Here is a 26,302-nt window from a genome sequence, read left to right as displayed (position 1 = left end):
GCCCGGGCGGAGCCGGTCGTCTTCCCCTCCCCCCCCCCCCCCCCCCCCCCCCCCGCGGCGGGTGCTGGACGAGACCTCGCTGGCGGCGCGGCTCGCCCAGCTCGCCGGCACGCCGGTCGAGGCGCTGCGCCGCCGCCTGCCCGGCTTTGCCCAGGGCATGGTGGACGGCGCCGTGCGCCGCGCGCTCTCCACCGCGCTGAACACCGCCATGCGCTCCGGACCGGGCCGCGCGCCGCCCGGCATCTCCTCCGACTGGCTGCACCGCGGCCTGGCGGCGGCGAGCGGTGCCGCGGGCGGCGCCTTCGGCCTGCCGGGCACCCTGCTGGAGCTGCCGGTCTCGACCACCATCCTGCTGCGCCAGATCGGCGCCGAGGCCGCGGCCGCCGGCGAGGACACCCGCCTGCCCGAGACCGGCGCGGAATGCCTGAAGGTCTTCGCGCTCAGCGGGCCGGGCCTGGCGGACGATGCCACCGAGACCGGCTACTTCGCCACCCGCCTCGCCCTGGCGCAGTTCCTGCCGAACATGAGCGCGGCGCTGCTGCCGGGTTTCATCGGCGCCATCGCCGCCCGCTTCACCGGCCCGCTGATGATCAAGCTCGGCGCCCAGGCGGCGCCCGTGGTGGGCGCGGCGGCGGGGGCGGCGGTGAACCTCGCCTTCCTGCAGCATTTCCGCGAGCTGGCGCGGGCGCATTTCACCGTCCGCCGGCTGGAGCGCGAGCACGGCGCCGAGGCGGTGCGCGCGGCCTATGAGGTGCTGGCCGCGCGGGCTCGGCACCGCGCCGCCTGACGGCCGCGTCCGGGGGCGCCCAATCCGCCAAGCTGTTGCTTTTCCGGATTGTTTTCCCGGCGTCCCGCCTGGCTACTTAATCTTCCGGCAATCTTTCGGTCATTCGGGCGTCATCCCCCCATCCTAATGGCGCGGCCATGCCGACCGGCGGGGAAGGCGGCCTGCGGCATCCGCGATGGCGCCGCTCCCCTCGTCGCGACGCGACCACCACTGAGGGAAAAACCCGGACATGGTCAGTTTTGCCACGCTCGATGGCCAGCCGCCGCTCGTCATTGCTCACCGCGGCGCCAGCGGCTACCGCCCGGAGCACACGCTGGAAGCCTATAAGCTGGCGATCGAGATGGGCGTCAGCGTGATCGAGCCCGATCTGGTCGCGACCCGTGATGGCCATCTGGTCGCGCGGCACGAGAACACCCTCTCCGACACCACGAACGTGTCGGACCTTCCCGAATTCGCCGACCGCCACGTCACCAAGGTGATCGACGGCCGCAGCGTCACGGACTGGTTCATCGAGGACTTCACGCTGGCCGAGCTGAAGACCCTGCGCACCAAGGAGCGGCTGGGCGAGCTGCGGCCGGAAAGCCAGTCCTATGACGGGCAGTTCGAGATCGCCACGCTGGAGGAGATCCTGGCCCTGGTGCGGCAGGTCGAGGCCGAGACGGGCCGCGAGATCGCCATCGCGCCTGAGACCAAGCACCCGACCTATTCGGAGTCGATCGGCCTCGATCTCAGCCAGATGCTGATCGACACGCTGGTGGCGAACGACTTCACCGATCCTGACCGCGTCTACATCCAGTCCTTCGAATCGGGCAATCTGATCCGTCTGCACGACAGCATCATGCCGGCGGCGGGGGTGGATCTGCCGCTGGTGCAGCTCGGCAACGCCTCCTCCCTCGAGGCGCTGCGGGAGATCGCCCGCTACGCCGATATCGTCGGACCCAGCAAGGATGCCATCCTGCTGCGCACGCGCCTGGCCGAGCCGGTGGACGCGGATGGGGACGGCACGGCCACGCTGCGCTTCGAGCTGAGCGGCGAGATCAGCCCGCTGGTCGGGAACGCGCATGCCGTCGGGCTGAAGGTCATCCCCTACACCATCCGCGCCGAGGAGAACTATCAGGCGCTGAACCCGGACGGCACGCCGCAGACGGCGGCGCAGGAGGCCCTGAAGCTGCTTCAGCTCGGCGTGGACGGCTTCTTCATCGACCAGCCCGACATCGGCCTGCAGGCGCTGGCGGACCTCCTCGCCGGCGACGGCACGGACGGCGCCGATTGGCTGACCGGCGGCGGCGGCGCCGACTTCCTCGATGGCGGCGCCGGGGATGACGTCCTGAACGGTGGCGCCGGGGATGACGAGCTGACCGGCGGCGCGGGCGATGACTGGCTGAACGGCGGCACCGGCACCGACACCGCCGTCTACCTGGGCGAGCTGGCCGGCCACGCCTTCCAGCGCGCGGGGCGGGTGCTGACGGTCAGCGGCCCGGAGGGGACCGACAGGCTGACCGACATCGAGCAGATCCGCTTCGTCGATGGCACCCTGACCCTGGGCGACGATCCGCTCTTCGACGCCGCCTTCTACGCGCGGTCCAACCCGGACGTCTGGGAGGCCGGGGTCGATCCGAAGGCGCATTACGACACGTTCGGCCGCACCGAGGGGCGCGATCCCAACGCCTTCTTCGACACCGATGCCTATCTGGCGGCCCATGCCGATGTCGCGGCGGTCGGCATGAACCCGCTGGACCATTACCGGGAGTATGGCTGGACCGAGGGCCGCGATCCCTCCGCCGCCTTCAGCACCGGCGCCTATCTGGCGGCGCATGCCGATGTCGCGGAAGCCGGCATGAACCCGCTGGAGCATTACCTGACCTATGGCCTGGCCGAGGGCCGCGGCCTGGGCGCCGACAGCCTGCTCGGCTGAGGAGGCGGGCCGGGACGGCGGCGCCGCCCCGGCCTTTCGGCGCCGGAGCAGGCGAATCCGGTGATGAAATAGGGTGGCCAGCGCCGCCGGCCTGCGCTCAAGCTGTGCCCAGTTGGCCCGAGGCCATGCTGTCGTGGCGGGAGAGCCAGCCGGGAGAGATGCTCATGTCCAAGCTGTCCCGCCGCAAGGCGGTCTTCGGCTCCCTCTGCATGGCCTGCGCCGGGGCGCATGGCCTGATGGTCAGCAGCGCCCGCGCCCAGGGCTGGAGCCCGCCCGGCGCCGCGCAGCGCTGCCCCTCCCGCTGGGGCGCCGCCGACCGGCGCGGCGCGATGAACCTGATGACGCCGGAGCGGGCGAAGCGCGCGGCGCAGCTGATCCGCACCGGCGAGATCGTCGAATGCGGGCAGTCGCTGAACCAGACCATGCCCTTCTTCGGCACGCGCCGCTTCGACGTGCATCTCAAGCGCACCTTCATGAACCCCGAGGGCAACCGGCGCGGCTCGAACGAGGAGCTGGTGGTCGCCGAGATCGGCCAGGTCGGCACGCAGCTCGATGCCTTCCCGCACCAGACCATCGGCGACGAGGGCTACAACTGCGTCAACATCCCGCGCATCTCGAGCCGCAACGGCTTCACCGAGATGGGCGTGGACACGGTGGGCACCATCTTCACCCGCGGCGTGCTGATCGACGTGGCGGCGCTGAAGGGCGTCGCCACCCTGCCCGACACCTACGAGATCACGCCGGAGGATCTGGAGGCGGCGCTGCGCCGGCAGAACACGCGCATCGAGGAAGGCGACGCGGTGATCGTCCACACCGGCTGGGGCCTGCTCTGGGGTCGCGACAACGCGCGCTACGTCCGCTCCTGCCCCGGCCTCGGCGTCGCCGCGGCGGAGTGGGTCCTGCGGCAGAACCCGATGCTGATGGGGTCGGACAACTGGCCGGTGGAATGCGCGCCCTCCAAGACCATGCCGGATGCCAGCCTGCCGGTGCACCAGCTGGCGCTGGCCGTGCATGGCGTGCACCTGCTGGAGAACATGAAGCTCGACGTGCTGGCGAGCCGCGGGCAGCATGAATTCGCCTTCGCCGTGCAGCCGCTGAAGGTGCAGGGCGGCACGGGATCGACCGTCGCGCCCTCGGCGCTGTTCTGAGGCGGCCGGGAGGGCCGGCCGCCCTCCCTTCCCGCGACCTTGACATCCGCCTTCGTGTCAGCCCGCCTGCCGATCCGCCGCGCCCGCGGTAAAGAGGGCGTGGGCGAGGCAAGGGGATTGAGATGCGGCTGGTGATGATCGGGGCGGGCGGCCATGGGCGGGCCGTGCTGGAGGTGCTGCGCGATGCCGGCTGGCCCGATCCGGTCGGTGTGCTGGATGACGACCCGGCCTGCCGCGGCCTGCCGGGCGTGCCGCATCTCGGCCCCCTCGCCCGCGCCGCCGCCCTGCGCGCCGGGGGGGTGGAGGGCGCGCATGTGGCGCTCGGCGACAATGCCCGCCGGCGCCGGCTGGGCGAGGAGCTGGGCCACCTCGGCTTCACCCTGCCCGCCTTCCGCCACCCCTCCGCCGTGATCGCGCGCGATGCCGCCCTCGGCCCCGGCAGCGTCGCCATGCCGCGCGTCGTCCTGGGCGCGATGGCGCGCGTCGGCGCCCATGTCATCCTCAACACCGGCTGCATCGTCGAGCATGACTGCGTGGTGGAGGCGGGCTGCCATGTCGCGCCCGGCGCCGTGCTGGGGGGCGGGGTGGCGCTGGGCGCGGGGGCGATGGTGGGCATCCTCGCCGGCATCCGCCCCGGCCGCCGGATCGGCGCCGGGGCGGTGGTCGGCATGGGTGCCGCGGTGCTGGAGGATGTTCCGCCGGCGGCCCGGGTGGGCGGCGTGCCCGCCCGGCCGCTGGGGGAGGGCTGAGCTGCCTCAGCTGCGGATCAGCGGGCACTCCGACTGCGCGAGCGGCTTCACCGTCTCCTCCGGCGCCATGGTCGAGACCAGCTTGCAGTAGTCCCACCCGCCTGTGCTCTCGGCCGGCGTCTTCACCTGCAGGAGATAGGCCGGCAGCACCGCCCGGCCATCGGCGCGGATGGAGCCGGCGCCGAAGGCGTCGTCCTCCGTCGGCATGGCCTTCATGCGCGCGACGGTGGCGGCGCCGCTGGCCTTCGCGGCCTCGACGCCGAGCGCCGCCACGGCCTTCAGGTAATGCAGCGTCACCGCGTAGCAGCCGGCATGCACCATGCCCGGATAGGCGCCGCCCATCGCCGGCAGCACGCGCCGGGTGAAGGCGCGGGTGCGGTCATTGGTGTCCCAGTAGAAGCTGTTGGTGAAGAGCAGCTTCTGCATGGTGTCGAGCCCGGCGGCGCGGATGTCGTTCAGGAACATCACCAGCGCGGCCATCTTCATGCTGCGCGTCACGCCGAACTCATGCGCCTGCTTGATGCAGTTGGGCAGGTCGTTTCCGCCCAGCGCCAGGCCGATCACATCGGCGCCGCTGCCGCGCGCGGCGATCAGCATGGCCGAGAAGTCGCCGGTGCCGAGCGGCGCCCGCGCGCTGCCCACCACCTCGCCGCCCGCCTGCTGCACGAAGGTGGTCGTCTCCGCCTGCAGGGAATGGCCGAAGGCGTTGTCGGTGGCGATGAAGTACCATTTCTTCCCGCCGCCGCGCACGGTCTCGGCCGCCACCGCCTTGGACAGCATGTAGCCGTCATAGGTCCAGTTGACGGTGTTCGGCGTGCAGAGCTTGTTGGTGAACTCCGTCGCGGTGACGGCGACGCCGAGGCAGGCCTTGTCCTTCTCGCGCGCGATGGTCGAGACCGCCAGGCCGACGGCGGAGTTCGGCCCGGCGATCACCATGTCCACCCCCTGCTGGTCGATCCAGCGCCGCACCAGGCTGGCGCCGGTGTCGGCCTTGTTCTGGTGGTCGCCGAAGAGCACCTCGACCTCGAGGCCCTTCGCCGGGCCCGAGGCCCCGGCCAGGAATTCCGTGGCGGCCTGGCGCGCGCAGCCGACGCCGCCGCGGCCCAGCAGGTCCGTGTAGATGCCGGAGAAATCGGCGAGCACGCCGATCCGGATCACCGGCGCCTGCGCCAGGGCCGGGGCGGCGAGCGGCGGTGCCGCCAGCGCGGTGGCGAGGCCGGCGGCCCCCTGGAGGAACACGCGGCGCGATACGGTCATGGAAGCTTCCCCTGGAACTGCGCCCATTGGCACGGCCGTCCTCTGCGTGACGGTTCACACCCGTGCCGGGCGGTGATGGCGATGAGGTGCCCGGCCGGGCTCAGCCCAGCCGGGGCTTGTCGATCCCGGCCATGTCGCAATGCGCGTCGACCATGGCCGAGAAGTCCTGCCCGCCGAAGCCGCGGGCCCGGGCGGCGCTGAAGGCCTCGCGCGCCGCCGCGACCATGGGCAGGGGCACCTTCGCCGCGCTGGCGGCCTCGACGATCAGCGTCAGGTCCTTGTGCGCCAGGTCGATGGTGAAGCCCGGCGCGGTGTCGCCGGCCAGCACCTTGGACGGCCAGGCGACCTTCAGCTGCCCGTTCACCGCCGTGGTGCCGTAGAGCACGTCGAGCGTCCTCTCCAGCTGCAGTCCGAAGCGCTGCGACAGGGCCAGGGCCTCGGCGTTCATCTGGCAGGAGGCGACGGCGAGGAGGTTGTTCACCAGCTTGGTGCGGGTGCCGCTGCCGGGACCGCCGCAGTGGTAGATGGTGCTGCCCATCGCCTCCAGCAGCGGCTTCACCCGCGCGAAATCCTCCGCCTCGGCGCCGACCATGAAGAGCGACTCGCCCCGGTCGGCATGGCTGGCCAGGCGCCCGACCGGCGCGTCGACGAAGCCGATGCCGCGCTCGCGCGCCTGGCGCGCCAGGCGGTCGGTGGTCTCGGGATCGACGGTGCTCATGTCCATCACCACGGCGCCCGGCCGGGCCTGGGCGATGACGCCCTCGGCGCCCCCCACCACCGCCTGCACCACCGCCGAATTCGGCAGCATGGTGACGATGACATCGCCCGCGCCGGCGACCTCGGCGACGGTTCGCGCCGCGCGCGCCTGCAGCGCCTCCAGCTCGCTCACCGCATCGGCGTTGATGTCGTTGACGATCAACCGGAAGCCCCTGCGGCACAGGTTCGAGGCCATGGGGCGGCCCATGCGTCCGAGCCCGATGAAGCCGACATCCATAATGCTGTCCTCCCTGGATTGCCTGTATGTTACGCTGGTTTGTCGCACGGACGCGCCACAAATGGCGCGGGCCGCGTCGCCGCGCCTCGCCTCAGCGGGCCGGCACCACCGAGGACGGCTCCACCGCCATGCCCATGGCCAGGTAGCCGGCGCGGTTCGGATGCAGCCTGTCGCCCTTGCCGCCGGTGGTGGAGTCCGGGATCATTTCCTCCCGCAGTCCGCCCGTCGCCGGATCGAGGGTCGCGCGGTCGAATTCGGCGACGGCGTCGAACAGCCCGCTCTGGCGGATGAAGTCGTTCAGCCCGCGCCGCTTCTCGTCCTGCTCGGCATGGCCATGCGCCGCGCTGGTGCTGCCCAGCGCGCTGGTCACGGTGGCGCCGACGATGCGGACGCCGGGGATGGCCGCGCGGAGGCGCCGCACCCCCTCCGTCATGCCCTCCCGCACCGCGTCCAGCGTGGCATTGCCGTTGCGGCTGAAGTCGTTGGTGCCCTCCAGCCAGACGACGGTGGCGACGCCCGAGAGGCCGATCACGTCGCGCTGCAGCCGGGCCAGCGCCGAGGGGCCGCCGGGGAAGGGCTTGTCCGGCCCGTATTCCCTTGGCCCGACCACCTGGTTGCCGCCGATCCCGGCATTGACGACGGCGACGCGGTGGCCCAGCGCCGCGTGCAGCCTGCGGGACAGCACGTCGGGCCAGCGGTCATCGCCGTTCATGGTCGAGGCGGTGCCGTCGGTGATCGAATCGCCCAGGCAGACCACGACCGGCGTGCCGGCGGGGGCGGCCATGTCCACCGCGTCGAGGAAGAACCACGAGGCGGTGGAGAGGGGGAAGGCCGCCTCGCCCTCCTCGGCGCCGCGCGCGCCGGCGCCGGGCGGCGTGACGTAGGAGGTCTGCAGCGCCTTGGCGTGCCAGGTCATCGGCCCGCTCGGCCCCGCGACATGGAAGGAGACGGCGAGCTTGCGGCCGGCCAGCAGCGGATGGCCCGACTCGGCGGCGAAGGGCAGCCCGACCGGGTCGGACCAGACCTCGCCGCCGGGCGCCACGGTGACGCCGGGCTGGCCGCCGAACAGCACCGGGCGGTTGCTGCCGGGCATCACCGCCGCGCCGCCCCAGTGCAGCCCGGCGAAGACGCCGTCGAGCCGCAGCGGCCGGGTGCCGAAGGCGTTGCTGAAGCGCAGGCGCGCCCGCGGGCCCCAGAGATCGGGGCGCAGCACCAGGCGGAAGGTCTGGTCCCGCGCGCCCTCGGCCGGGTCGGGAAAGGCGAAGCGCTGGTCGGGTTGGGCGGAGGGATTGCCGACCGGATAGGGCCCCTGGGCGGAGCCGGTCCAGGCCGTCGCCCAGCTTCCGGCGCCGCCGCTCCCTGGCGTGGACGGCCCGGCGGCGGTCTGCGCCGCCGCCGGCAGGACGCCGAGCGTCGCCGAGGCCAGGGTCGCGTGCAGCCACATCCTGCGGTCCATTCCTTCGTCCTCCCCGCGCGACGCTTCCGGCCGCTGCGCCTCAGCTTTCCATGAAAGCGTCGCGGCGCAAAGACGGGGCGGAGGTTACGGCCCCGCCATGTGGACGGCGATGCGGACCAGGGCGCTGACCACCAGCAGGACCAGGACGATGCGCGAGAGGGTGGAGATCGACGGCATGGCACGGAGATGGCCCCGCCCCGCCCCGGCGCAAAGCCCCGGCTCCCCTCTCCCTTCCGCTGGCGCCGCGCCGCGCCATCGCCTATCCCGGACCGCCATGGACGCCACCGATGCCCGCCTCGCCGCGCAGTACGAAGCCTATCCCTATCCCGAGCGTGACCCGCGCGAGGAGGCGCGGCGGCTGATCGTCGGCAGCCCGAGCCATCTGCGCGAGATCGACCACTGGATCTTCGGTGCGCGCCGCCCCGCCGGGCAGCCGCTGCGCGCCCTGATGGCCGGCGGCGGCAGCGGCGACGCGACGATCATGCTGGCGCAGCAGATGGCCACGGCCGGCCGGCCGGGCGAGGTGGTCTGGCTCGACCGCTCGGCCGCCGCGCGCAAGGTGGCCGAGGCGCGGGCGGCCGCCCGCGGGCTCGGCAATATCCGCTTCGTCACCGGCTCGCTGCTGGAGGCCGCGGATCACGGCCGCTTCGACTACATCGACTGCTGCGGCGTGCTGCACCACCTCCCCGACCCCGCCGCCGGTCTCGGGGCCCTGGCCGCCGCCCTGGCGCCGGGCGGCGGGATCGGGCTCATGGTCTATGCGCCGCATGGCCGCACCGGGGTCTACATGCTGCAGGAGGCGCTGCGCCTGATCGCGCCCGACAGCGAGGCGCCGCCCGCCCGCGTCGAGATCGCCAGGCGGCTGTGGAAGCAGGCGCCGCAGACTGCCTGGCTGCGCCGCAACCCCTGGATCACCGACCACATCGAGGGCGGCGATGCCGGGCTCTACGACCTGCTGCTGAACCCGCGCGACGTGGCCTTCACCGTGCCGCAGCTGGCGGCGCTGATCGGCCAGGCGGGGCTGCGGCTGCGCTGCTTCGTCGAGCCGCTGCGCTACGACCCCGACCGCTACCTGAACGACCCGAAGCTCCGCGCCCGCACCGCCGGGCTGGACCCGATCGGGCGCGCCGCCCTGGCGGAGGCGATCTGCGGCAACATGGGCATCCACATCGCCTATGCGACGCGCGACCCGGCGCCGGAGCCCGACTGGGAGAACCCCGCCGCCGTGCCGCTGCTGCGGGAGCTGGACGGCCCGGCCCTGGCACGCGGCCTGCCGAAGGATGGCGTGCTGCGCGTGACCTTCGACGGGCTGACGGTCGGCCTGCCCCTGCCCCGCCTGGCCGCCGCCATCCTGGCGCGGGTCGACGGGCGGCGCAGCATCGGCGCCATCGGCGCGGAGCTGGCGGTCAACGGCGTCGCGCCCGAGGCCTTCCGGCGCGACTTCGCCGCGCTGCGCGCCGCGCTGGAGCCGCTGAACCGTCTGCTGCTGGCCGCCCCGGATGCCGGAGCGCCGTGACGGCCCGCCCGGTCATCATCATCTTCGGCGCGGCGGTGCGGCCGGATGGCGGGCCGAGCCTGACGCTGCGCCGGCGGGTGAAGGCCGCCGCCGCCTTCGGCGCCACCCTGGCCGATCCGCTCTACATCCCCACCGGCGCGCAGGGGCGGCACGGCCCGCCTGAGGCGGAGGTGATGGCGCGGCTGCTGCAGGACCTCGGCGTGCCGGGCGAGGCGATCCGCCAGGAGCCGAGCGGCACCGACACGCTGAGCTCCGCCCGCGCCTGCGCCCGGCTGCTGCGCGGACATGAGGGGCCGGTCTGGGCGGCCAGCAGCGGCTATCACCTGCCGCGCTGCGTCGCCCTGCTGCGCGCCTTCGGCCTGCCGGCCCGCGCCGCCCCCGCGCCCGAGGCGGCGCATGGCTTTCTCGACCGCTGGTGGTGGCGGGCCCGGGAAGGGGCCGCCCTGCCCTATGACCTGGCGCTGGTGCTGTGGGAACGCGCCACCGGCCACGCGCCGGAGGGGCGGCCCGGGGACTGACCTCGGCCGGGAGACGACGCATTCCCGACCGGCGTGCTTCCATGGCAGGCTTCCCGCCGCAACGGGGAGAACCGCCGCCGATGTTCGACAACGAGACGCCCTGGGCGCCCAGCCAGCGCTATCCCGACCCGCGCTTCCGCGCCTTCGAGCCGGTCTTTCACAGCTTCCGGGCCATGAACGGCACGGTGGAGAAGCTGGCCGGCGGCTGCCGCTGGGCCGAGGGGCCGGTCTGGCTCGGCGACCAGCGCGCCCTGCTCTGGTCCGACATCCCGAACAACCGCATCCTGCGCTGGGACGAGGAGACGGGGCAGGTCACGCCCTTCCGCCGCCCGGCCAACTTCGCCAACGGCAACACGCGCGACCGCCAGGGCCGGCTCGTCACCTGCGAGCATCTCGGCCGGCGCGTCACCCGCACCGAATATGATGGCGGCATCACCGTCCTGGCCGACCGCTACCAGGGCCGGCGGCTGAACTCGCCCAACGACGTGGTGGTGCGGTCCGACGGCAGCATCTGGTTCACCGATCCGAGCTTCGGCCTCGGCGGCTATATCGAGGGCGAGAAGGCCGAGGCGGAGCTGCCGCACGGCGTCTACCGCATCGACGGGCAGAGCGGCGCGGTGACGCTGCTGACCGACGAGATGGAGGGGCCGAACGGCCTGGCCTTCTCGCCGGACGAGAAGACCCTCTACATCGTCGAGAGCCGCGCCGAGCCGCGCCGCATCCTGGCCTTCGACGTCACCGCGGAAGGCGGCATCGCCAACCGCCGGGTCGCCGTGCAATGCGCGCCGGGCGAGACGCCGGACGGCTTCCGCCTCGACACGCAGGGCAATCTCTGGTGCGGCTGGGGCATGGGCAGCGCGGAGCTGGACGGCGTGCGGGTGTTCAGCCCGGGCGGCACGGCGCTCGGCCATATCGACCTGCCGGAACGCTGCGCCAATGTCTGCTTCGGCGGACGGCACCGCAACCGGCTGTTCATGGCCGCCTCGCGTTCCATCTACAGCGTGCTGCTGAACGTGCAGGGCGCCCCGGGAGGGTGAGCCGGGTAGGGCCGGAACCAGCTTCCGGCCCCACCGCCGGCACGCCCGCGCCGAGGGGCCTCAGCGCGGCGGGCGCGGCGATTCCACGCCGCCGGGCGCGGCCAGGCCGTTGCGGCGCAGGCAGTCGCGATAGGCGCGCAGTTCCGCCACCCGCATGTCGTAGGCGACGCGCTCCCGGTTCTCCAGATTGGTCGCGTTGAGCTGCTGGGAGACGTTCTGCAGGGCCGGATCGTCGCGCGCCTCGGCGCGGCAGGCGGCATGGGCCGGGCTGAGCGGCGCCTCGTCGCGCGGGTCGGGCGCGCGCTCCCGGGCGCAGGCGGCGAGCAGCAGGCCCAGCCCCAGGCCCAGAACAGGAAGGCGCCTCATGCCCGCCACTCCAGCCAGTCCTCGATCAGGCGGCGGGCGATCGAGTCCAGGCGCGGCAGGCCGAAGCCGAGCGCGGCGTGGTCGCGGATCTCCTCGCGGCTGAACCAGCGGGCGTCGCGCAGCTCCTCCGGGTCGATGGTGATCGCTTCCGAGAGCGCCTCGGCGTGGAAGCCGAGCATGATCGAGGCCGGGAAAGGCCAGGGCTGGGAGGAGTGGTAATGCACCTCGCCCACCCGGATGCCGGTCTCCTCCAGCACCTCGCGCCGCACCGCCTCCTCCAGGCTCTCGCCCGGCTCCACGAAGCCGGCCAGGGTCGAATACATGGTGGTGGAGGGGAAGCGGGTGGAATGGCCGAGCAGGGCGCGGTTGCCGTCCGTCACCAGCATGATCACCGCCGGGTCGGTGCGCGGGAAGTGCTGCGCGCCGCAGGCGGTGCAGGCCATGGCGTTGCCGGCGCTGCGCGACTCGCAGGCGCCGCCGCAGACGCCGCAGAAGCGGTGCCGGACGCGCCAGTGCATCAGGCCGCGGGCATGCGCCAGCACGCTGGCCTCGCCCGCCGGCAGAAGCCCGGCGACGCTGCGCAGATCGGCGAACTCGCCGAATTCGGGTGGCAGGAGCGGCAGCGGGTCGTCGGCCGCGGAACAGTCCACCGCGAAGACCGGGCGGCCCTCCCAGAGGCCGAGCAATGCCCAGGGCCCGCCGGCCATGCGCACCGCCTCGGCCGCCTCGGTGGAGAGCAGAACCGCCTCGGGGTGGCCGTCGGCCAGGCCGCGCATCAGGCTGCGGCTGCGCCAGACGGGGATGAACAGGGCCTCGGGCGAGGCCATGGCCTCGGCGACGAAGGCGGCGTCCTCCCGCCGGCCGGAGGCTCGGTCGAGGGGGCTGCCGGTATAGGCATTGGGGCGGGAAGCCGGAATGGACAGCATCTTGGCCGCGACCCTGCCACCGGACGCGCCCGCCGGCAACCGACCGGGCGCGATCCTCGCCCCGCCCCCCTTGCCTCGGAGGGGGGGCGGCATGATATGGCATCCTCGGAAGGTCGGTGGCGGACAGGCGCCTTGCCAACCCGGTCAGGTCCGGAAGGAAGCAGCCGCAGCGAGTTCCCGCCTGGGTCGCTCCACCGGTCTTCCACCTCGCCCTGACGGCCCGCCGCGGCCAGCACCGGACAGCCGCGCGCCATGCCCAGCGATACGCCTCCCGCCGACGATCAGGACCTGCCGCCCCTCCCCGAGGGGCCGGGCCTGTTCGGCGAGGCCCCCTCTCCCGCGCCCGTCATGGCCGCGCCCACCATTGCTGCGCCCGCCATGGCCGAGCCGGAGGCCGCGCCCTACCGCGTCCTGGCCCGCAAGTATCGCCCCACCAGCTTCGCCGATCTGATCGGGCAGGAGGCGCTGGTGCGCACCCTGCGCAACGCCTTCGCGCAGAACCGGGTGGCGCATGCCTTCATGCTCACCGGGGTGCGCGGCGTCGGCAAGACGACTACGGCGCGCATCATCGCCCGCGCGCTGAACTGCGTCGGGCCGGACGGGACGGGCGGCCCCACCGCCGACCCCTGCGGCGTCTGCGCCGAGTGCCAGGCGATCCTGGCCGACCGCCACCCCGACGTGCTGGAGCTGGACGCCGCCTCCAACAACGGCGTCGACAATATCCGCGAGCTGCGCGAGGCGGTGCGCTACCGCCCGGCCCGCGCCCGCTTCAAGGTCTATATCCTGGACGAGGTCCACATGCTGTCGACGGCGGCGTTCAACGCGCTGCTGAAGACGCTGGAGGAACCGCCGCCGCAGGTGAAGTTCCTGTTCGCCACCACCGAGATCCGCAAGGTCCCGGCCACCATCCTCTCCCGCTGCCAGCGCTTCGACCTGCGGCGGGTGCCGCAGGAGACGCTGCGCGCGCATTTCGCCGCCATCGCGGCGAAGGAGGGGGTGGCGGCCTCGGAGGAGGCGCTGGCGATGATCGCCCGCGCGGCGGACGGCTCGGTGCGCGACGGCCTCTCCCTGCTCGACCAGGCGATCGCCCAGGTGGCCGGCGCGCCCGGCGGCATCGAGGCCGGGCTGGTGCGGGACATGCTGGGCCTGGCCGACCGCTCCCTGCTCTTCGACCTGCTGGAAGGCTGCTTCCGCGGCGATCTGCCGGCGGTGCTGGCGGCGATGGACCGCGGCCATGAGCGGGGCGCCGATCCCGGCGTCATCCTGGCCGACCTGCTGGAACTGACCCATACCCTGACGCGCCTGCGCGCCGTGCCGGCGCTGCGGGCCGATCCCGCGCTGCCGGAGGCCGAGCGGGTGCGCGGCGTCGCCATGGCCGAGCGGCTGTCGATCCCGCTGCTGGGCCGCGCCTGGCAGGTGCTGCTGAAGGGCATCACCGAGGTGGCCGAGGCGCCGGACCGGCGCATGGCGGCCGAGATGGTGCTGATCCGCCTCGCCCATCTGGCCGAGCTGCCGACGCCGGGCGACCTTGTCCGCCGCCTGAGCGAGGGCGGCGCGGCGGGCGCCCCCTCCCCCGCCGCCACCCCCTCCTCCGCCCTGGCCGACGGGCCGGCCGGTGGGCCGGCTGGCGGCCTGCGCGCCATGGCCGGTGGCGGTGCCCGCCTCGATGCCGCCCCCGCGCCGGCCAGCGCGCCCCTGGCCCAGCCGCGCAACTTCCGCGAGGTGGTGGCGCTGGCCTCGGGCGTCCGGCCGCTCCTGCACGGCCACCTGCTGTTCGACGTGCATCCGGTGAGCTTCGCACCCGGCCGCATCGAGTTGCGGCAGACCGCGCAGGCGCCGCGCGACCTCGCCGCACAGCTCGCCGCCCTGCTGCAGGAGCGCACCGGCAGCCGCTGGACCATCGCCCTCTCCAATGCCGAGGGCGAACCGACCATCGCCGAGCAGCGCAGCCACCTGGCCGGCGAGCGGCTGGAGATGGCCCGCGCGCATCCCCTGGTGCAGTCCATCCTGCTCGCCTTCCCCGGCGCCGAGGTCGATGCGGTGCGCGACGACAGCCTCGACGCCTACGGCCTGCCGCCGATCCCGGAGGCGCCCGATGAGGGGCCGATGGACGGATCCATGGACGGGCCGGACTTCGCGCCGCCCGATGCCGAGCCGGCCGATCTCGACGACATCCCTTCGGAGGACCCATGAAGAACCTCGCCTCGATGATGAAGCAGGCCCAGCAGATGCAGGCCAAGATGCAGGAGATGCAGGCCCGGCTGGACAGCATGACGGTGGACGGCGCCGCCGGCGGCGGCATGGTCACGGTCACGCTGAGCGGCAAGGGCGACCTGAAGCGCCTGGCCATCGACCCCTCCCTGGTCGATCCGGCGGAGAAGGAGGTGCTGGAGGACCTGATCGTCGCCGCCCATGCCGATGCCAAGCAGAAGGTCGAGGCGATGATGGCCGAGGAGATGCAGAAGGCGACGGCGGGGATGAACATCCCCGGCATGGGCGGCGGCCTCGGCGGTCTCAAGCTGCCGTTCTGAGCATGACCGGCGCCAGGACGCCGGGCCGGGCGCCCGGCCCGGGTCCCCGCTCGGGCAGGGGCTGAGGTGGAGACGCGCGGGCCGGATCAGGTCGAGCGCCTGGTGGCGCTGCTGGCCCGGCTGCCCGGCATGGGCCGCCGCAGCGCCCGCCGCGCCGCGCTGAAGCTGCTGCAGGATCCGGGCGGGCTGATGCTGCCGCTGGCCCAGTCCCTGCGCGAAACGGCCGAGGCCGTGCGGCCCTGCCGCATCTGCGGCAACCTCGACACCCGCGACCCCTGCCGCATCTGCGCCGATCCGGCGCGGGAACAGGAGGTGCTCTGCGTGGTCGAGGGCGTGGCCGATCTCTGGGCGCTGGAGCGCGCCCATGTGCATCGCGGCCTCTACCATGTGCTGGGCGGCGTCCTCTCGGCGCTCTCCGGCGTGGGGCCGGAGGACCTGCGCGTCGCCGCCCTGCTGGAGCGGGTCGGGGCGGGGGCGATCCGCGAGGTGATCCTGGCCCTGCCGGCCACGGTGGACGGCGCCACCACCGCGCATTACCTGGCCGACCGGCTGCACCCCTGCGGCATCGCCGTCACCCGCCTGGCCCAGGGCGTGCCCATGGGCGGCGCGCTGGACGTGATGGATGACGGTACCCTGGCCGCCGCGCTGAAGGCCCGCCGCCCGGCCTGACGAGGGGCCTGACAAGGGGCCTGACGAGGGGCCCGCCCGTTCAGATCGCCACGCGCACGCCGAGCTCGACCACCCGGTCGCTCGGGATGCGGAAGAACTCGGTCGCCGGCATGGCGTTGCGGCTCATCAACGAGAACAGCCACTGCTGCCAGGTCGTCATCCGCGGCGCCGAGGCGGCCACCAGCGTTTCGCGGCCCAGGAAGTAGCTGGCCTGCATCGGCTCGAAGCGCACGCCGTATTCGCCGAGCGCCTCCAGCTCCTTCGGGATGTTCGGGCTCTCCTGGAAGCCGTAGCGCAGGATGACGCGGTGGATGCCGGGCGCCAGCTCCGCCACCTCGCGCCGCTGCGGCGCCTGCGGCACGTCGAGATTCTCCACCGTGACGAACAGCACCCGCTCGTGCAGCACCTTGTTGTGCTTGAGGTTGTGCAGCAGCGCATTGGGCACGTAGTCGGCCTGGCCCGTCATGAAGACGGCGATCCCGGGCACGCGGAGGGTGCGCGACTGCGGCAGCCGCGCCAGGAAGGATTTCAGCGGCAGGCTGTCCTGGCGGAAGCGGGCGAAGAGCAGTTCGCGCCCGCGCCGCCAGGTCATCATCAGCGTGAAGAGCGCGACGCCGAGCACCAGCGGCACCCAGCCGCCGGCCGGCACCTTCAGCAGGTTGGCGATGAAGTAGCTGCCGTCGAGCAGCAGCATCGGCACGATGACCGCCGTGACCAGGGCGCGCGACCAGCCGAACTGCCGCCGGAAGACCAGTCCGGCCAGGCAGGAGGTGCAGAGGAAGGTGCCGGTGACGGCGATGCCGTAGGCGGCCGCGAGGCTGTCGGAATCGTGGAAGGACAGCACCAGGATGACGACGCCGACCAGCAGGGCGAAGTTGATCTGCGGGACGTAGATCTGGCCCTCCTCGGTCTCCGAGGTGTGGCAGACCACGAGCCGCGGCAGGAAGCCCATCTGCACGCATTGCCGGGCGATGGAGAAGGCGCCGGAGATCATGGCCTGGCTGGCGATGATGGTGGCGAGCGTCGCCAGCACCACCAGCGGCAGGCGGAACCATTCCGGCGCCAGCAGGAAGAAGGGGTTCTCCAGCGCCGCGCGGTCGGTCAGCAGCAGCGCGCCCTGGCCGAAGTAGTTCAGCGTCAGGCTCGGCAGCACGACCGCCAGCCAGACCCAGCGGATCGGCCGCTTGCCGAAATGGCCCATATCGGCATAGAGCGCCTCCGCCCCGGTCACCGCCAGCACCACGGAGCCCAGGGCGATGAAGGCCGCCAGCCGGTATTCCAGGCAGAAGCTGATGGCGTAGTGCGGCGAGAGGGCGATCAGCACGTGCGGCTGCTGCGCCACCTCGATCAGGCCGAGCAGGCCGAGGCTGCCGAACCACAGGGCGGTGACCGGGCCGAAGACCTTCCCGATGCTGTGCGTGCCCTTGTACTGGACCAGGAACAGGGCCAGCAGCACGCCGAGCGAGATCGGGATCACCGCGTCGGTGAAGGCGGGGGAAATGACCTTGAGCCCCTCCACCGCCGAGAGGACGGAAATGGCCGGGGTGATGATACCGTCGCCGAAGAACAGCGCCGCGCCGGCGATGCCGACCATCGCCACCAGCTTGCGGCCCCGCTCGCCGCGCGCCACCCGCTGGGCCAGCGCCATCAGCGCCAGGATGCCGCCCTCGCCCCGGTTGTCGGCGCGCAGGATCAGCAGCACGTACTTGAGCGTGACGATCAGCACCAGGGACCAGAAGATCAGGCTCAGCACGCCCAGGATCTCCCACTCCTCCAGCCCGTCGGCGGCGAAGTGGAGCAGGGAGGCGCGCAGCGCGTAGAGCGGGCTGGTGCCGATGTCGCCATAGACCACACCCAGCACGCCGAGCAGCAACGCCGGGGTCATGGGGCGGGAGGTAGGGGAGGATTCTTGCTGGGACACTGCCATCTGCGCCGATGTCGGGCGCAAGGCATAGGCTGGGCGCCCGTGGCGGCGCAAGCGCCGCCGCTCAGGCTCCCGGCGCGGCGGGGCCTGAGCGGGGCGGCGGGCTCAGTGCCCGCGCAGCACCTGGCTCAGGAAGGTCCTCAGCCGGTCGGTCTTGGGATCGTTGAACATCTGCTCCGGCACGCCCGACTCGACGATCTCGCCCCGGTCCATGAACACCACGCGGTCCGCCACCTGGCGGGCGAAGCCCATCTCGTGGGTGACGCAGATCATGGTCATGCCGGTGTCGGCCAGCATGACCATGGTGTCGAGCACCTCCTTGATCATCTCCGGATCGAGCGCCGAGGTCGGCTCGTCGAACAGCATGATCTTGGGCTTCATGCAGAGGGCGCGCGCGATCGCCACGCGCTGCTGCTGGCCGCCGGACAACTGCCCGGGATACTTGCCGGCCTGCTCCGGGATCTTCACCCGGGTCAGGTACTCCATGGCCAGCGCCTCCGCCTCCTTCTTCGGCATCCGGCGCACCCAGATGGGCGCCAGGGTGCAGTTCTCCAGGATGGTCAGGTGCGGGAACAGGTTGAAGCTCTGGAACACCATGCCGACCTCGCGGCGAATGGCATCGAGCGAGCGGAGGTCGTCGGACAGCTCGATGCCGTCGACGACGATGCGCCCCTCCTGGTGCTGCTCCAGCCGGTTGATGCAGCGGATCATGGTGGACTTGCCGGAGCCCGAGGGGCCGCAGACCACGACCCTCTCGCCCTGGGCCACGGAGAGGTTGATGTCGCGCAGCACGTGCATGGCGCCGTACCACTTGTTGACCTTGTCGAGCAGGATGGCGGGCGGCCCGTCGACGCGCGCGGCGGAGGCGACATAGGCGCCGTCGGCGGGGTCCATGGTGGCGCTCATGCGGCGTTCGCTCCCAGGTTCGGGTGGTTGTCCTGCATTAGGCCCTCCCTCAGCGGACCCGGTGGCGGTTCAGCTCCGCCTCCAGGTTCTGGCTGTAGCGGGACATGGCGAAGCAGAAGATGAAGTAGATCAGGCCGACGGTGACATAGACCTCGATGCCGAAGCCCTGCCAGGCGGGCTCGACGATCGCCGTCTTGCCGGCGGTCAGCAGATCGAAGATGCCGATGATCAGCACCAGCGAGGTGTCCTTGAAGAAGCCGATGAAGGTGTTCACCAGCGGCGGGATCACCAGGCGCAGCGCCTGGGGCAGGATGATGAAGCCGGTCTTCTGCCAGTAGGAGAGGCCGAGCGCGTCGGCCGCCTCGTACTGGCCCCGTGGCAGGGCCTGCAGCCCGCCGCGCACCACCTCCGCCAGATAGGCGGCGGCGAAGAGGATGATGGCGATCTGCGCCCGCAGCAGCTTGTCGATGTTCATCCCCTCCGGCAGGAAGAGCGGGAACATCACGCTGGCCATGAACAGCAGCGAGATCAGCGGCACGCCGCGGATCAGCTCGACATAGAGCACGCAGAGCATCTTGATCGCCGGCATGCGCGAGCGGCGGCCGAGCGCCACCAGGATCGAGAGCGGGAAGGCCAGCGCGATGCCGAAGGTGGCCAGGATCAGGGTGATCGGCAGGCCGCCCCAGCGCTCCTGCGGCACATAGGACAGGCCGAACACCCCGCCCCACATCAGCACGCCGATGACCGCCAGCGTCACCAGCCAGACCAGCGCCAGCGCCGGCCGCCAGAAGCGGCGCATGGCGGAGACGATGTAGAGGCCGATGAAGAGCAGCACACAGATGGCCGGCCGCCAGTGCTCCTCGTAGGGATAGGTGCCGAAGAGCATGAAGCGGTGCTTCTCGGTCACCACCGCCCAGCAGGCGCCGGCGCCGTTGAGCGCGCGGCAGGCCTGGGTCTGCGCCTGTCCGTTGGTGACGGGCACGGACCAGATGGCGTTGACGAAGGCCCAGTCGATGAAGCCCAGCGTCCAGCGGACGATCAGATAGGCCAGGGCCAGGGTGACGGCGGTCGAGATCCAGGAGGAGAAGAGGTTGGCCCGGGCCCAGGCGACGGGGCCCACCACCGTGATCGGCGCGCGGCGCGGCCCGACGGCGGCATCCTCCACGGGGCGGGGCGCGGTGGCTTCGGCGGCGATATCGGCCATGGCTCAGCGCTCCACCAGCGCGATACGCGCCGCGTAGCTGGCCCTCAGGCCAGCGAAGCAGGACCCCGCGTAGCTGGCCCTCAGGCCAGCGAAGCCGGACCCCGCGTAGCTGGCCCTCGGGCCAGCGAAGCAGGACCCCGCGTAGCTGGTTCTCGGGCCAGCGAAGCCGGAGGGAAAGGCAATGCGCGGGCCATGGCCTGCGAGCTTCGGCTTATCCATGGCTCAGCGCTCCACCAGCGCGATGCGCGCATTGTACCAGTTCATGAACAGGCTGATCGACAGGCTGATGGTCAGGAAGACCAGCATGATGATGGCGATGCCCTCGATCGCCTGGCCGGTCTGGTTCAGCGTCGTGTTGGCGATCGAGACGATGTCCTGGTAGCCGATGGCGACGGCCAGGGAGGAGTTCTTCGTCAGGTTCAGGTACTGGCTGGTCATCGGCGGGATGATGACGCGCAGCGCCTGCGGCAGTACGATCAGCCGCATGATGCGCCCGCGCTGGAAGCCCAGCGCCTCCGCCGCCTCCCACTGCCCCCGGGCCACCGACTGGATGCCGGCGCGCACGATCTCGGCGATGAAGGCCGCCGTGTACATGACCAGGCCGATCAGCAGGGCGAAGTATTCCGGCGTGATGGTCAGGCCGCCGGTGAAGTTGAAGCCGCGCAGCGCCGGGATGTCGCCCTGCCACGGAGCGCCGAGCACCGCCCAGATCAGCACCGGCAGACCGAGGACCAGGCCAATGGCGGCCGGCCATACCCGGCGCGGCTGCCCGTCCCGCATCTGCTTGGCCCGGGCCGAGCGGGCGTAGAAGACGGCCAGCACGACGCCGATCACCAGGCCCAGCAGCGCGAAGCTGTGCGCGTCCTGCCACTGGATCCAGGGCAGCTTCAGGCCGCGGTTGGAGAGGAACACGCCCTCGGCCGGATGCAGCGCCTGCCGCGGCGACGGCAGGCCCTGCAGGATGGCGTACCAGAACAGGAGCTGCAGCAGCAGCGGCAGGTCGCGCACCACCTCGATGTAGACGCCCGCCAGGCGGGCCAGCAGCCAGTTCTTCGAGAGCCGTGCGATGCCGATCAGCGTGCCGAGGATGGTGGCCAGGACGATGCCGACCACCGCGACCTTCAGCGTGTTCAGCACGCCGACGAGAAGCGCGCGCGCATAGGTGTTGGTGGGGCTGTAGGAGACGAGGCTCTCGGCCACGGGCAGGCCGGCCTCGCGGCCGAGGAAGCCCCAGCCGGTGGCGATGCGCCGCACCTCCAGATTGTGGTTGGTGTTGCGCACCAACCACCAGACGATGGCGACGACGATCCCGACGACCAGCACCTGCCAGATGATGGCGCGCAGCCTTTCATCGGCCCAGGAGAGACGGATTCCCTTCCTGGGCGGGGCGCGAAGCAGCCGGGGATCGGCAGCGGTGTCTGACATGCGTGAAAGCCTCGTTTTTGTTCGTCTTGCCCGCTTCTCTCGACGATCCTGACCCGCCGAGGCGTCTTCGCGCCAGTTGTTTCGGGCCGGCACGGAAGCTTGGCGGGGGCGCCCTCAGGACGCGCCCCGCCGGTCGGCCCTTAGCGGAAGGGCTGGGCGTATTGCAGGCCGCCCTGGGTCCACTGCGCGTTCGGGCCGCGCTGGATGCCGAGCGGCTTCAGATGCCGCTCGAAGACCTCGCCGTAGTTGCCGACGGCCTTGATGATGTTCACGGCCCAGAGGTTGTCCACGCCCAGCATCTGGCCGAGGCCGCCGGTCTTGCCCAGCATGCGCTGGACCTCCGGGCGCTGGTCGCTGGCGGCCACCTGCTCGACATTGGCGGCGGTGATGCCGAGCTCCTCCGCGGCCAGCAGCGCGTAATGCGTCCAGCGGACCAGGTCGGCCCAGCGCTGGTCGCCGTGGCGCACACCGACGGCCAGCGGCTCCTTGCTGATCACCTCCGGCAGGATCACGTGCTCGCCCGGGTTGGGCTGGGCGGAGCGCGTGGCGGCGAGGCCGGAGACATCGGTGGTGTAGGCGTCGCAGCGGCCGGCGACATAGGCGCTGACCAGCTCCTCCAGCCGCTCGATGATGACCGGGGTGAACTTGATGTTGCTGGCCCGCGCCCAGTCGGTCAGGTTCTGCTCGGTGGTGGTGCCGGGCTGCACGCAGACGGTGGCCCCGTCCAGCTCCTTCGCCGAGCTCACGCCCAGGCTGGCCTTCACCATGAAGCCCTGGCCGTCGTAGAAGTTGGTCGCCGGGAAATCGAGGCCGAGCGAGGTGTCGCGCGAGAGCGTCGCGGTGGTGTTGCGCGGCAGCACGTCGATCTCGCCGGACTGCAGCGCGGTGAAGCGGTTCTGCGCCGTGGTCGGCACGTAGCGGACCTTGTTGGCGTCGTTGAACAGCGCCACGGCGAGGGCGCGGCAGTATTCCACGTCGAAGCCCTGCCAGCGGCCCTGGCTGTCGGGCTGGGCGAAGCCGGCGAGGCCGGTGTTGACGCCGCAGGTCAGGCTGCCGCGCGACCTGATCGCGTCCAGCGTGGCGGCGTTCTGCGCCGGCTGCTGCGCCAGGGCGGGCAGCGCCAGGATGGTGGTCATGGCCGCCGCGCTCAGGGCGCGAAGGGTACCGAGCCGCAAGGGCTTCATTCAGACTCTCCCAGTTTATTCGCCCGCCGGCTCCTGCCGGCGATGCCTCCCGTTAGGCCTGCTTCCGGACCGCCAGGCCAGGCGGTGGTCGGGCCGCCGCGGCGGCACCCCCTCTCGCCCGTTAGCCTTGCGGGGCGGATGGTGCAATCATCCCGAACGATATCGCCATCCTGGCCAGGACCGGAGGATATCGCAGACCGCCGCCGGCGACGTCCATCCGGCATGCCCGCACGTGGCATGTCCGTGACGTAGCAATGCCCGTGCCACCGGAGGCGGCGGCGCCCGCCTTTTCGGCCGCAGAGGAGAACCGACCACCCCATGCTGTTGACCGATGCCGCCGAGACCGCGCGCCACCTCCCCTGGGACCGCCTGGACGAGGCCTTGCGGAGAATGTTCGAGACGGGATGCGACGCGCCCCTGCGGCACCGCCACGCCCTGCCGCAAAAAGAGGCAGCGGAAGGCTCCCTTCTGCTGATGCCGGCCTGGCAGGCCCACCGCTATACCGGCGTGAAGATCGTCCACGTCAATCCGGGCAATGCGCGCCAGCAGGGCGAGCGGCCGGCGCTGCAGGCGGTGCACTCGGTCTACCTGCTGTCGCATGGCGAGACCGGCCAGCCGCTCGCCATCCTGGATGGCGGCACACTGACCGACCGCCGCACCGCCGCCGCCAGCGTCCTCGCCGCCGGCTTCCTGGCGCGGCCGGACAGCCGCAGCCTGCTGCTGCTCGGCAGCGGCAAGGTGGCGCAGGCCCTGGCGGAGGCCTATGCCGCGCGCTTCCCGCTGCGCGAGATCCGCATCTGGTCGCGCCGGCCGGAGAGCGCGGCGCGTCTGGCGCGGCATCTGGCGGGGGAGGGGCTGCCGGCGAGGGTGGCGGAACGGCCCGATCCGGCCGGCGCCGACATCGTCTCCGCCGCCACGCTCTCCGCCGCGCCGCTGCTGCGCGGCGCCGAGATCGCGCCCGGCACCCATGTCGATCTGGTTGGCGCCTTCCGCCCCGACATGCGGGAGAGCGATGCCGCGCTGGTGGCCAGGGCCAGCCTCTTCGTGGACACGCGCCCCGGCGCCCTGGCCGAGGCGGGCGACGTGGTGCAGGCGATCGCCGAGGGGGCGATCGGCCCGGAGCACATCGCCGCCGATCTGTTCGAACTCTGCCGGGGGGAGCATCCGGGCCGCCGCGCGGCGGGGGAGATCACGCTGTTCAAATCGGTGGGCTGGGCGGGAGAGGACCTGGCGGCGGCGATCCTCGCCTATGAAGGCGCCGCGCCGGGAACCCCGGCGCCCTGAACGCGAAAGCGCCGGCCCCCTCGCGGAGGCCGGCGCTTCGGACCCATCGGGCCGGCCGCGGTCAGCGGCGCAGGTTCAGGCGCTCGATCAGGCTCTGGTAGCGCGCCTGGTTCTTGCGCTTCACGTAGTCCAGCAGGCCACGGCGCTGGCCGACCAGCACCAGCAGGCCACGGCGGCTGTGGAAATCCTTCGGGTGGGTCTTCAGGTGCTCGGTCAGCGAGGAGATCCGCTCGGAGAGCAGGGCGACCTGCACCTCGGGGCTGCCCGTATCGCCTTCCTTGGTGGCGTACTGCTTGATGATCTCGGCGCGACGCTCGGCGGTCACAGTCGACATCGGCTCTTGCCTTTCAGTTCGCCGGCTCGTCCGCTTCGGGCGCGACCGGCAGGAGGGTCTTCTCGCCCGGGCCGAGCCACCGCTCCGGCTTGGCGAGGCCGGAGTCCAGGCGCACGAGTCCCTTCAGGCGCTCCCCCGCCATGGCCCGCGCGAGGCCCCCATCGGGGCTGGCGTCCTCGGGTATCCGCCCCATCAGCTCGACCAGTGAAATGGCCTGACCGAAGGAGAGGCGTGCGATCTCCGCTTCCGTGAGGGCCAGAGCCGGGATGTCGGCCAGCGCGGTCGTCACGGGGAGCAGCAGATCCGGGGAAGGAGGCGGGGTATCCTCCGCGCCGCAGAGTTTGTCCAGCGGAATCGCATCCTCCTCGAGGAAGGGCCCGACCCGCATCCGGCGCAGCGTCGCGATATGCCCGACGCTGCCCGCCGCGCGGGCGATGTCGCGCGCCAGGCTGCGCATGTAGACACCCTTGCCCGACTGCACGGTGAACACCGCCGTGTCGGCGTCGGGGCGGGATTCCAGCTCGAAGCGATCCACCCGCGCAGGCCGCGCGGCCATCTCCGGCACCTGCCCGTCGCGCGCCAGGTCGTAGGCGCGCACGCCGTTGATCTTCAGCGCCGAGAAGATCGGCGGCACCTGCATGATCTCGCCGATGAAGGCGGGCAGGGCGGCGCGGATCTGCTCGTCCGTCGGCCGGGCCTCGCTCGTCTCGATGACCTGGCCCTCGGCGTCGTCGGTGTCGCGCGCCTCGCCGAAGCGCAGCGTGAAGCGGTAGGTCTTGGTGCCGTCCATGACGTAGGGCACCATCTTCGTGGCGGCGCCGAAGGCGATGGGCAGCACGCCGGTCGCCAGCGGGTCCAGCGTGCCGCCATGCCCGACCTTCTGCGCCTGGAAGGCCCGCTTCAGCTTGTTCACCACATCCGTCGAGCCGATGCCGGAGGGCTTGTCGACGATCAGCCAGCCATCCATCGGGCGGCCGCGCGGGCGGCTGTTCGGCTTGCGGTAGGGGCGGGACATGGCTCTTTTCACTGCGGAAGGGGGAAGCGCCCGCGCCGGATCGGGATGCGCGGCGTGCCGGAAACCCGGTCCCGGGCGCGAAGGTGCGGGGGGATACACCTCCCGCCGGGCCGATGCAATCATCGCACGGGGCGTGGCATCCCCCGGCGCCCCTGACGCGGACCGCCCGGCCCGCGCTCAGGCCGGCGGCAGGGGCCGCGGCCGCCCCGTCGCGTCCAGCGCCACGAAGGTGAAGACCGCTTCGGTGACGCGGTTGGCGTGCTCGCCCTCGCGCTCGCGGCGCCAGGCCTCGACGCGGATCTTCATCGAGCTGCGCCCGGTCGAGAGAATCTCGGCATAGAGACTGACCTCGTCGCCGACCCGCACCGGGGAATGGAAGGTGATGGCCTCCACCGCCACGGTGGCGCAGCGGCCGCGGGCCCGGCGCGCGGCGGCATTGCCGGCGGCGAGATCCATCTGCGCCATCAGCCAGCCGCCGAAGATATCCCCGGCGGGGTTGGTGTCCGCCGGCATGGCGATGGTGCGGATCATCGGCGCGCCCTCGGGCGGCGCCGTCTCAGGGGTGTTCAAGAGGGTCGCGTCCTTACCGCTCGTCCTCCCGCGGCGGAGCCTGCTCTCCCGCCGGGCGGGGCTGGAGGTCCTGCTGCACCTCGGGGCGGCGCATCACCGCGTCGATCTTCATCGCATAATCCAGCGCCGTGTCGGGCTGAAAATGCATCTCGGGCGCGAACTTCAGCCGCACGGCGCGGGCGACCTGGGTGCGCAGGAAGGGCTGCACGCGCTTCAGCGCCTTCAGCTCCTCGGGCGTCACCGCCCGGCCGAGCGCGGCGACGAAGCAGGTCATGTGCTTGAGATCGGGCGAGGCGCGCACCTCGGTCACGGTGATATGGCGGCCGTCCAGGTCGGGATCGTGCAGCTCGCCGCGCAGGAAGACGGCGGAGAGGGCATGCCGCACCTCCTCCGCGACGCGGAGCATGCGCTGGCTGGGGGCGCCGGGGGTGGCGGTCTTCTTGGGCATGGGGCCTCACGAACAACAGAAGCGGACGGCAATGGAAAAGGCCGGGGGCGGACCCCCGGCCTTGCTTCCGGCCGGAAGCCGGAGAGGCGGCGCGGGGCGCGGGGCGGCCCCCCCCCCCCCCCCCCCCCCGGCGGGGGGG

The 26,302-nt window shown here is 72.3% G+C and carries 25 protein-coding genes and 1 other RNA gene; 12 read left to right on the top strand and 14 right to left on the bottom strand.

From position 1 onward, the window contains the following. From ACVMLK_RS12180 to ACVMLK_RS12165, 4 genes are all read left to right on the top strand, one after another. Nucleotides 1-787: EcsC family protein (locus tag ACVMLK_RS12180; protein ID WP_457486537.1), on the top strand; the 787-nt coding region annotated here is incomplete at its 5' end. 229 nt (nucleotides 788-1,016) lie between these two features. Beyond that, the gene (locus ACVMLK_RS12175) at nucleotides 1,017-2,702 is read left to right on the top strand and encodes a glycerophosphodiester phosphodiesterase family protein (protein WP_198367013.1); all 1,686 of its coding nucleotides are present in this window, start codon (nucleotides 1,017-1,019) and stop codon (nucleotides 2,700-2,702) included. Between the two features lie 164 nt (nucleotides 2,703-2,866). After that, nucleotides 2,867-3,850, top strand: coding sequence for a cyclase family protein (locus ACVMLK_RS12170; protein WP_457486536.1), 984 nt, complete (start codon nucleotides 2,867-2,869; stop codon nucleotides 3,848-3,850). A 122-nt stretch (nucleotides 3,851-3,972) separates the two neighbouring features. Beyond that, complete coding sequence (locus ACVMLK_RS12165) at nucleotides 3,973-4,599, top strand: NeuD/PglB/VioB family sugar acetyltransferase (protein ID WP_457486535.1); 627 nt, start codon at nucleotides 3,973-3,975, stop codon at nucleotides 4,597-4,599. Between the two features lie 6 nt (nucleotides 4,600-4,605). Here the strand turns inward: ACVMLK_RS12165 and ACVMLK_RS12160 are convergent, their stop codons facing one another. From ACVMLK_RS12160 to ACVMLK_RS12150, 3 genes are all read right to left on the bottom strand, one after another. Continuing rightward, nucleotides 4,606-5,856 (bottom strand): ABC transporter substrate-binding protein, encoded by a 1,251-nt coding sequence (locus ACVMLK_RS12160; RefSeq protein WP_198367010.1) that lies wholly within the window; start codon nucleotides 5,854-5,856, stop codon nucleotides 4,606-4,608. A gap of 100 nt (nucleotides 5,857-5,956) precedes the next feature. Next, the gene (locus ACVMLK_RS12155) at nucleotides 5,957-6,898 is read right to left on the bottom strand and encodes an NAD(P)-dependent oxidoreductase (RefSeq protein WP_422922350.1); all 942 of its coding nucleotides are present in this window, start codon (nucleotides 6,896-6,898) and stop codon (nucleotides 5,957-5,959) included. Between the two features lie 43 nt (nucleotides 6,899-6,941). After that, nucleotides 6,942-8,306: a GDSL-type esterase/lipase family protein gene (locus ACVMLK_RS12150; protein ID WP_457486534.1), complete on the bottom strand. Its 1,365-nt coding sequence runs from the start codon at nucleotides 8,304-8,306 to the stop codon at nucleotides 6,942-6,944. A gap of 274 nt (nucleotides 8,307-8,580) precedes the next feature. Here ACVMLK_RS12150 and ACVMLK_RS12145 point away from each other — a divergent pair, with 274 nt between their 5' ends. The 3 genes from ACVMLK_RS12145 to ACVMLK_RS12135 all read left to right on the top strand — a co-directional run bounded on the left by ACVMLK_RS12145 (nucleotide 8,581) and on the right by ACVMLK_RS12135 (nucleotide 11,377). Then, the gene (locus tag ACVMLK_RS12145) at nucleotides 8,581-9,822 is read left to right on the top strand and encodes a class I SAM-dependent methyltransferase (RefSeq protein WP_457486533.1); all 1,242 of its coding nucleotides are present in this window, start codon (nucleotides 8,581-8,583) and stop codon (nucleotides 9,820-9,822) included. Next, the gene (locus ACVMLK_RS12140) at nucleotides 9,819-10,340 is read left to right on the top strand and encodes a YdcF family protein (protein WP_457486532.1); all 522 of its coding nucleotides are present in this window, start codon (nucleotides 9,819-9,821) and stop codon (nucleotides 10,338-10,340) included. Before ACVMLK_RS12145 ends, ACVMLK_RS12140 begins: the two co-directional genes overlap by 4 nt. An 80-nt stretch (nucleotides 10,341-10,420) precedes the next feature. Beyond that, a complete protein-coding gene (locus ACVMLK_RS12135) occupies nucleotides 10,421-11,377 on the top strand; it encodes an SMP-30/gluconolactonase/LRE family protein (protein ID WP_457486531.1) in 957 nt (318 codons plus the stop codon). A 60-nt stretch (nucleotides 11,378-11,437) separates the two neighbouring features. Here the strand turns inward: ACVMLK_RS12135 and ACVMLK_RS12130 are convergent, their stop codons facing one another. Together ACVMLK_RS12130 and nudC are read right to left on the bottom strand one after the other, a co-directional pair. After that, nucleotides 11,438-11,743 (bottom strand): phosphoribosylamine--glycine ligase, encoded by a 306-nt coding sequence (locus ACVMLK_RS12130; protein ID WP_422922356.1) that lies wholly within the window; start codon nucleotides 11,741-11,743, stop codon nucleotides 11,438-11,440. Further along, on the bottom strand, nucleotides 11,740-12,669 hold the full coding sequence (gene nudC / locus ACVMLK_RS12125) for an NAD(+) diphosphatase (RefSeq protein ID WP_198367004.1): 930 nt from the start codon (nucleotides 12,667-12,669) through the stop codon (nucleotides 11,740-11,742). Before nudC ends, ACVMLK_RS12130 begins: the two co-directional genes overlap by 4 nt. Nucleotides 12,670-12,780: 111 nt before the next feature. Here nudC and ffs point away from each other — a divergent pair. The 4 genes from ffs to recR all read left to right on the top strand — a co-directional run bounded on the left by ffs (nucleotide 12,781) and on the right by recR (nucleotide 15,869). Further along, an RNA gene (gene ffs / locus ACVMLK_RS12120) (signal recognition particle sRNA small type) lies at nucleotides 12,781-12,872 on the top strand. A gap of 49 nt (nucleotides 12,873-12,921) precedes the next feature. Further along, the gene (locus tag ACVMLK_RS12115) at nucleotides 12,922-14,862 is read left to right on the top strand and encodes a DNA polymerase III subunit gamma/tau (RefSeq protein ID WP_457486530.1); all 1,941 of its coding nucleotides are present in this window, start codon (nucleotides 12,922-12,924) and stop codon (nucleotides 14,860-14,862) included. Beyond that, the gene (locus tag ACVMLK_RS12110) at nucleotides 14,859-15,200 is read left to right on the top strand and encodes a YbaB/EbfC family nucleoid-associated protein (protein ID WP_198367002.1); all 342 of its coding nucleotides are present in this window, start codon (nucleotides 14,859-14,861) and stop codon (nucleotides 15,198-15,200) included. The genes ACVMLK_RS12115 and ACVMLK_RS12110 overlap by 4 nt, the downstream gene beginning before the upstream one ends. Before the next feature lie 66 nt (nucleotides 15,201-15,266). Continuing rightward, nucleotides 15,267-15,869 carry a recombination mediator RecR gene (gene recR / locus ACVMLK_RS12105; RefSeq protein WP_198367001.1) on the top strand — a complete coding sequence of 201 codons (603 nt, stop codon included), beginning with the start codon at nucleotides 15,267-15,269 and terminating at the stop codon, nucleotides 15,867-15,869. 40 nt (nucleotides 15,870-15,909) lie between these two features. On the opposite strand, the gene ACVMLK_RS12100 is transcribed toward recR, so the two are convergent. The 5 genes from ACVMLK_RS12100 to ACVMLK_RS12080 all read right to left on the bottom strand — a co-directional run bounded on the left by ACVMLK_RS12100 (nucleotide 15,910) and on the right by ACVMLK_RS12080 (nucleotide 22,512). Then, nucleotides 15,910-17,754, bottom strand: coding sequence for a potassium transporter Kup (locus tag ACVMLK_RS12100; RefSeq protein ID WP_232477201.1), 1,845 nt, complete (start codon nucleotides 17,752-17,754; stop codon nucleotides 15,910-15,912). 144 nt (nucleotides 17,755-17,898) lie between these two features. Next, the gene (locus ACVMLK_RS12095) at nucleotides 17,899-18,699 is read right to left on the bottom strand and encodes an amino acid ABC transporter ATP-binding protein (RefSeq protein ID WP_422922359.1); all 801 of its coding nucleotides are present in this window, start codon (nucleotides 18,697-18,699) and stop codon (nucleotides 17,899-17,901) included. 49 nt (nucleotides 18,700-18,748) lie between these two features. Continuing rightward, nucleotides 18,749-19,903 (bottom strand): amino acid ABC transporter permease, encoded by a 1,155-nt coding sequence (locus tag ACVMLK_RS12090; RefSeq protein WP_198366999.1) that lies wholly within the window; start codon nucleotides 19,901-19,903, stop codon nucleotides 18,749-18,751. Between the two features lie 222 nt (nucleotides 19,904-20,125). After that, on the bottom strand, nucleotides 20,126-21,328 hold the full coding sequence (locus ACVMLK_RS12085) for an amino acid ABC transporter permease (RefSeq protein ID WP_198366998.1): 1,203 nt from the start codon (nucleotides 21,326-21,328) through the stop codon (nucleotides 20,126-20,128). 140 nt (nucleotides 21,329-21,468) lie between these two features. Next, nucleotides 21,469-22,512 carry an amino acid ABC transporter substrate-binding protein gene (locus ACVMLK_RS12080; protein ID WP_198366997.1) on the bottom strand — a complete coding sequence of 348 codons (1,044 nt, stop codon included), beginning with the start codon at nucleotides 22,510-22,512 and terminating at the stop codon, nucleotides 21,469-21,471. Between the two features lie 318 nt (nucleotides 22,513-22,830). Between ACVMLK_RS12080 and lhpI the strand changes: the two genes are divergently transcribed. Further along, entirely contained in the window at nucleotides 22,831-23,796 is a 966-nt protein-coding gene (gene lhpI / locus ACVMLK_RS12075) for a bifunctional Delta(1)-pyrroline-2-carboxylate/Delta(1)-piperideine-2-carboxylate reductase (protein ID WP_457486529.1), read from the top strand. A 61-nt stretch (nucleotides 23,797-23,857) separates the two neighbouring features. On the opposite strand, the gene rpsO is transcribed toward lhpI, so the two are convergent. From rpsO to rbfA, 4 genes are all read right to left on the bottom strand, one after another. Continuing rightward, entirely contained in the window at nucleotides 23,858-24,130 is a 273-nt protein-coding gene (gene rpsO / locus ACVMLK_RS12070; protein ID WP_198366995.1) for a 30S ribosomal protein S15, read from the bottom strand. Between the two features lie 13 nt (nucleotides 24,131-24,143). Next, nucleotides 24,144-25,145, bottom strand: a complete 1,002-nt coding sequence (truB, locus tag ACVMLK_RS12065) for a tRNA pseudouridine(55) synthase TruB (RefSeq protein WP_198366994.1) — start codon at nucleotides 25,143-25,145, stop codon at nucleotides 24,144-24,146. 177 nt (nucleotides 25,146-25,322) lie between these two features. After that, nucleotides 25,323-25,715, bottom strand: coding sequence for an acyl-CoA thioesterase (locus tag ACVMLK_RS12060; RefSeq protein WP_422922363.1), 393 nt, complete (start codon nucleotides 25,713-25,715; stop codon nucleotides 25,323-25,325). A 13-nt stretch (nucleotides 25,716-25,728) separates the two neighbouring features. Continuing rightward, nucleotides 25,729-26,163, bottom strand: a complete 435-nt coding sequence (rbfA, locus tag ACVMLK_RS12055) for a 30S ribosome-binding factor RbfA (RefSeq protein WP_198366993.1) — start codon at nucleotides 26,161-26,163, stop codon at nucleotides 25,729-25,731. Nucleotides 26,164-26,302 lie beyond the last annotated feature (139 nt).

The organism is Teichococcus aerofrigidensis, assembly GCF_054073225.1.
Note: the sequence above shows the minus strand (reverse complement) of the source record. Positions and strands in the feature narration are given on the sequence as shown.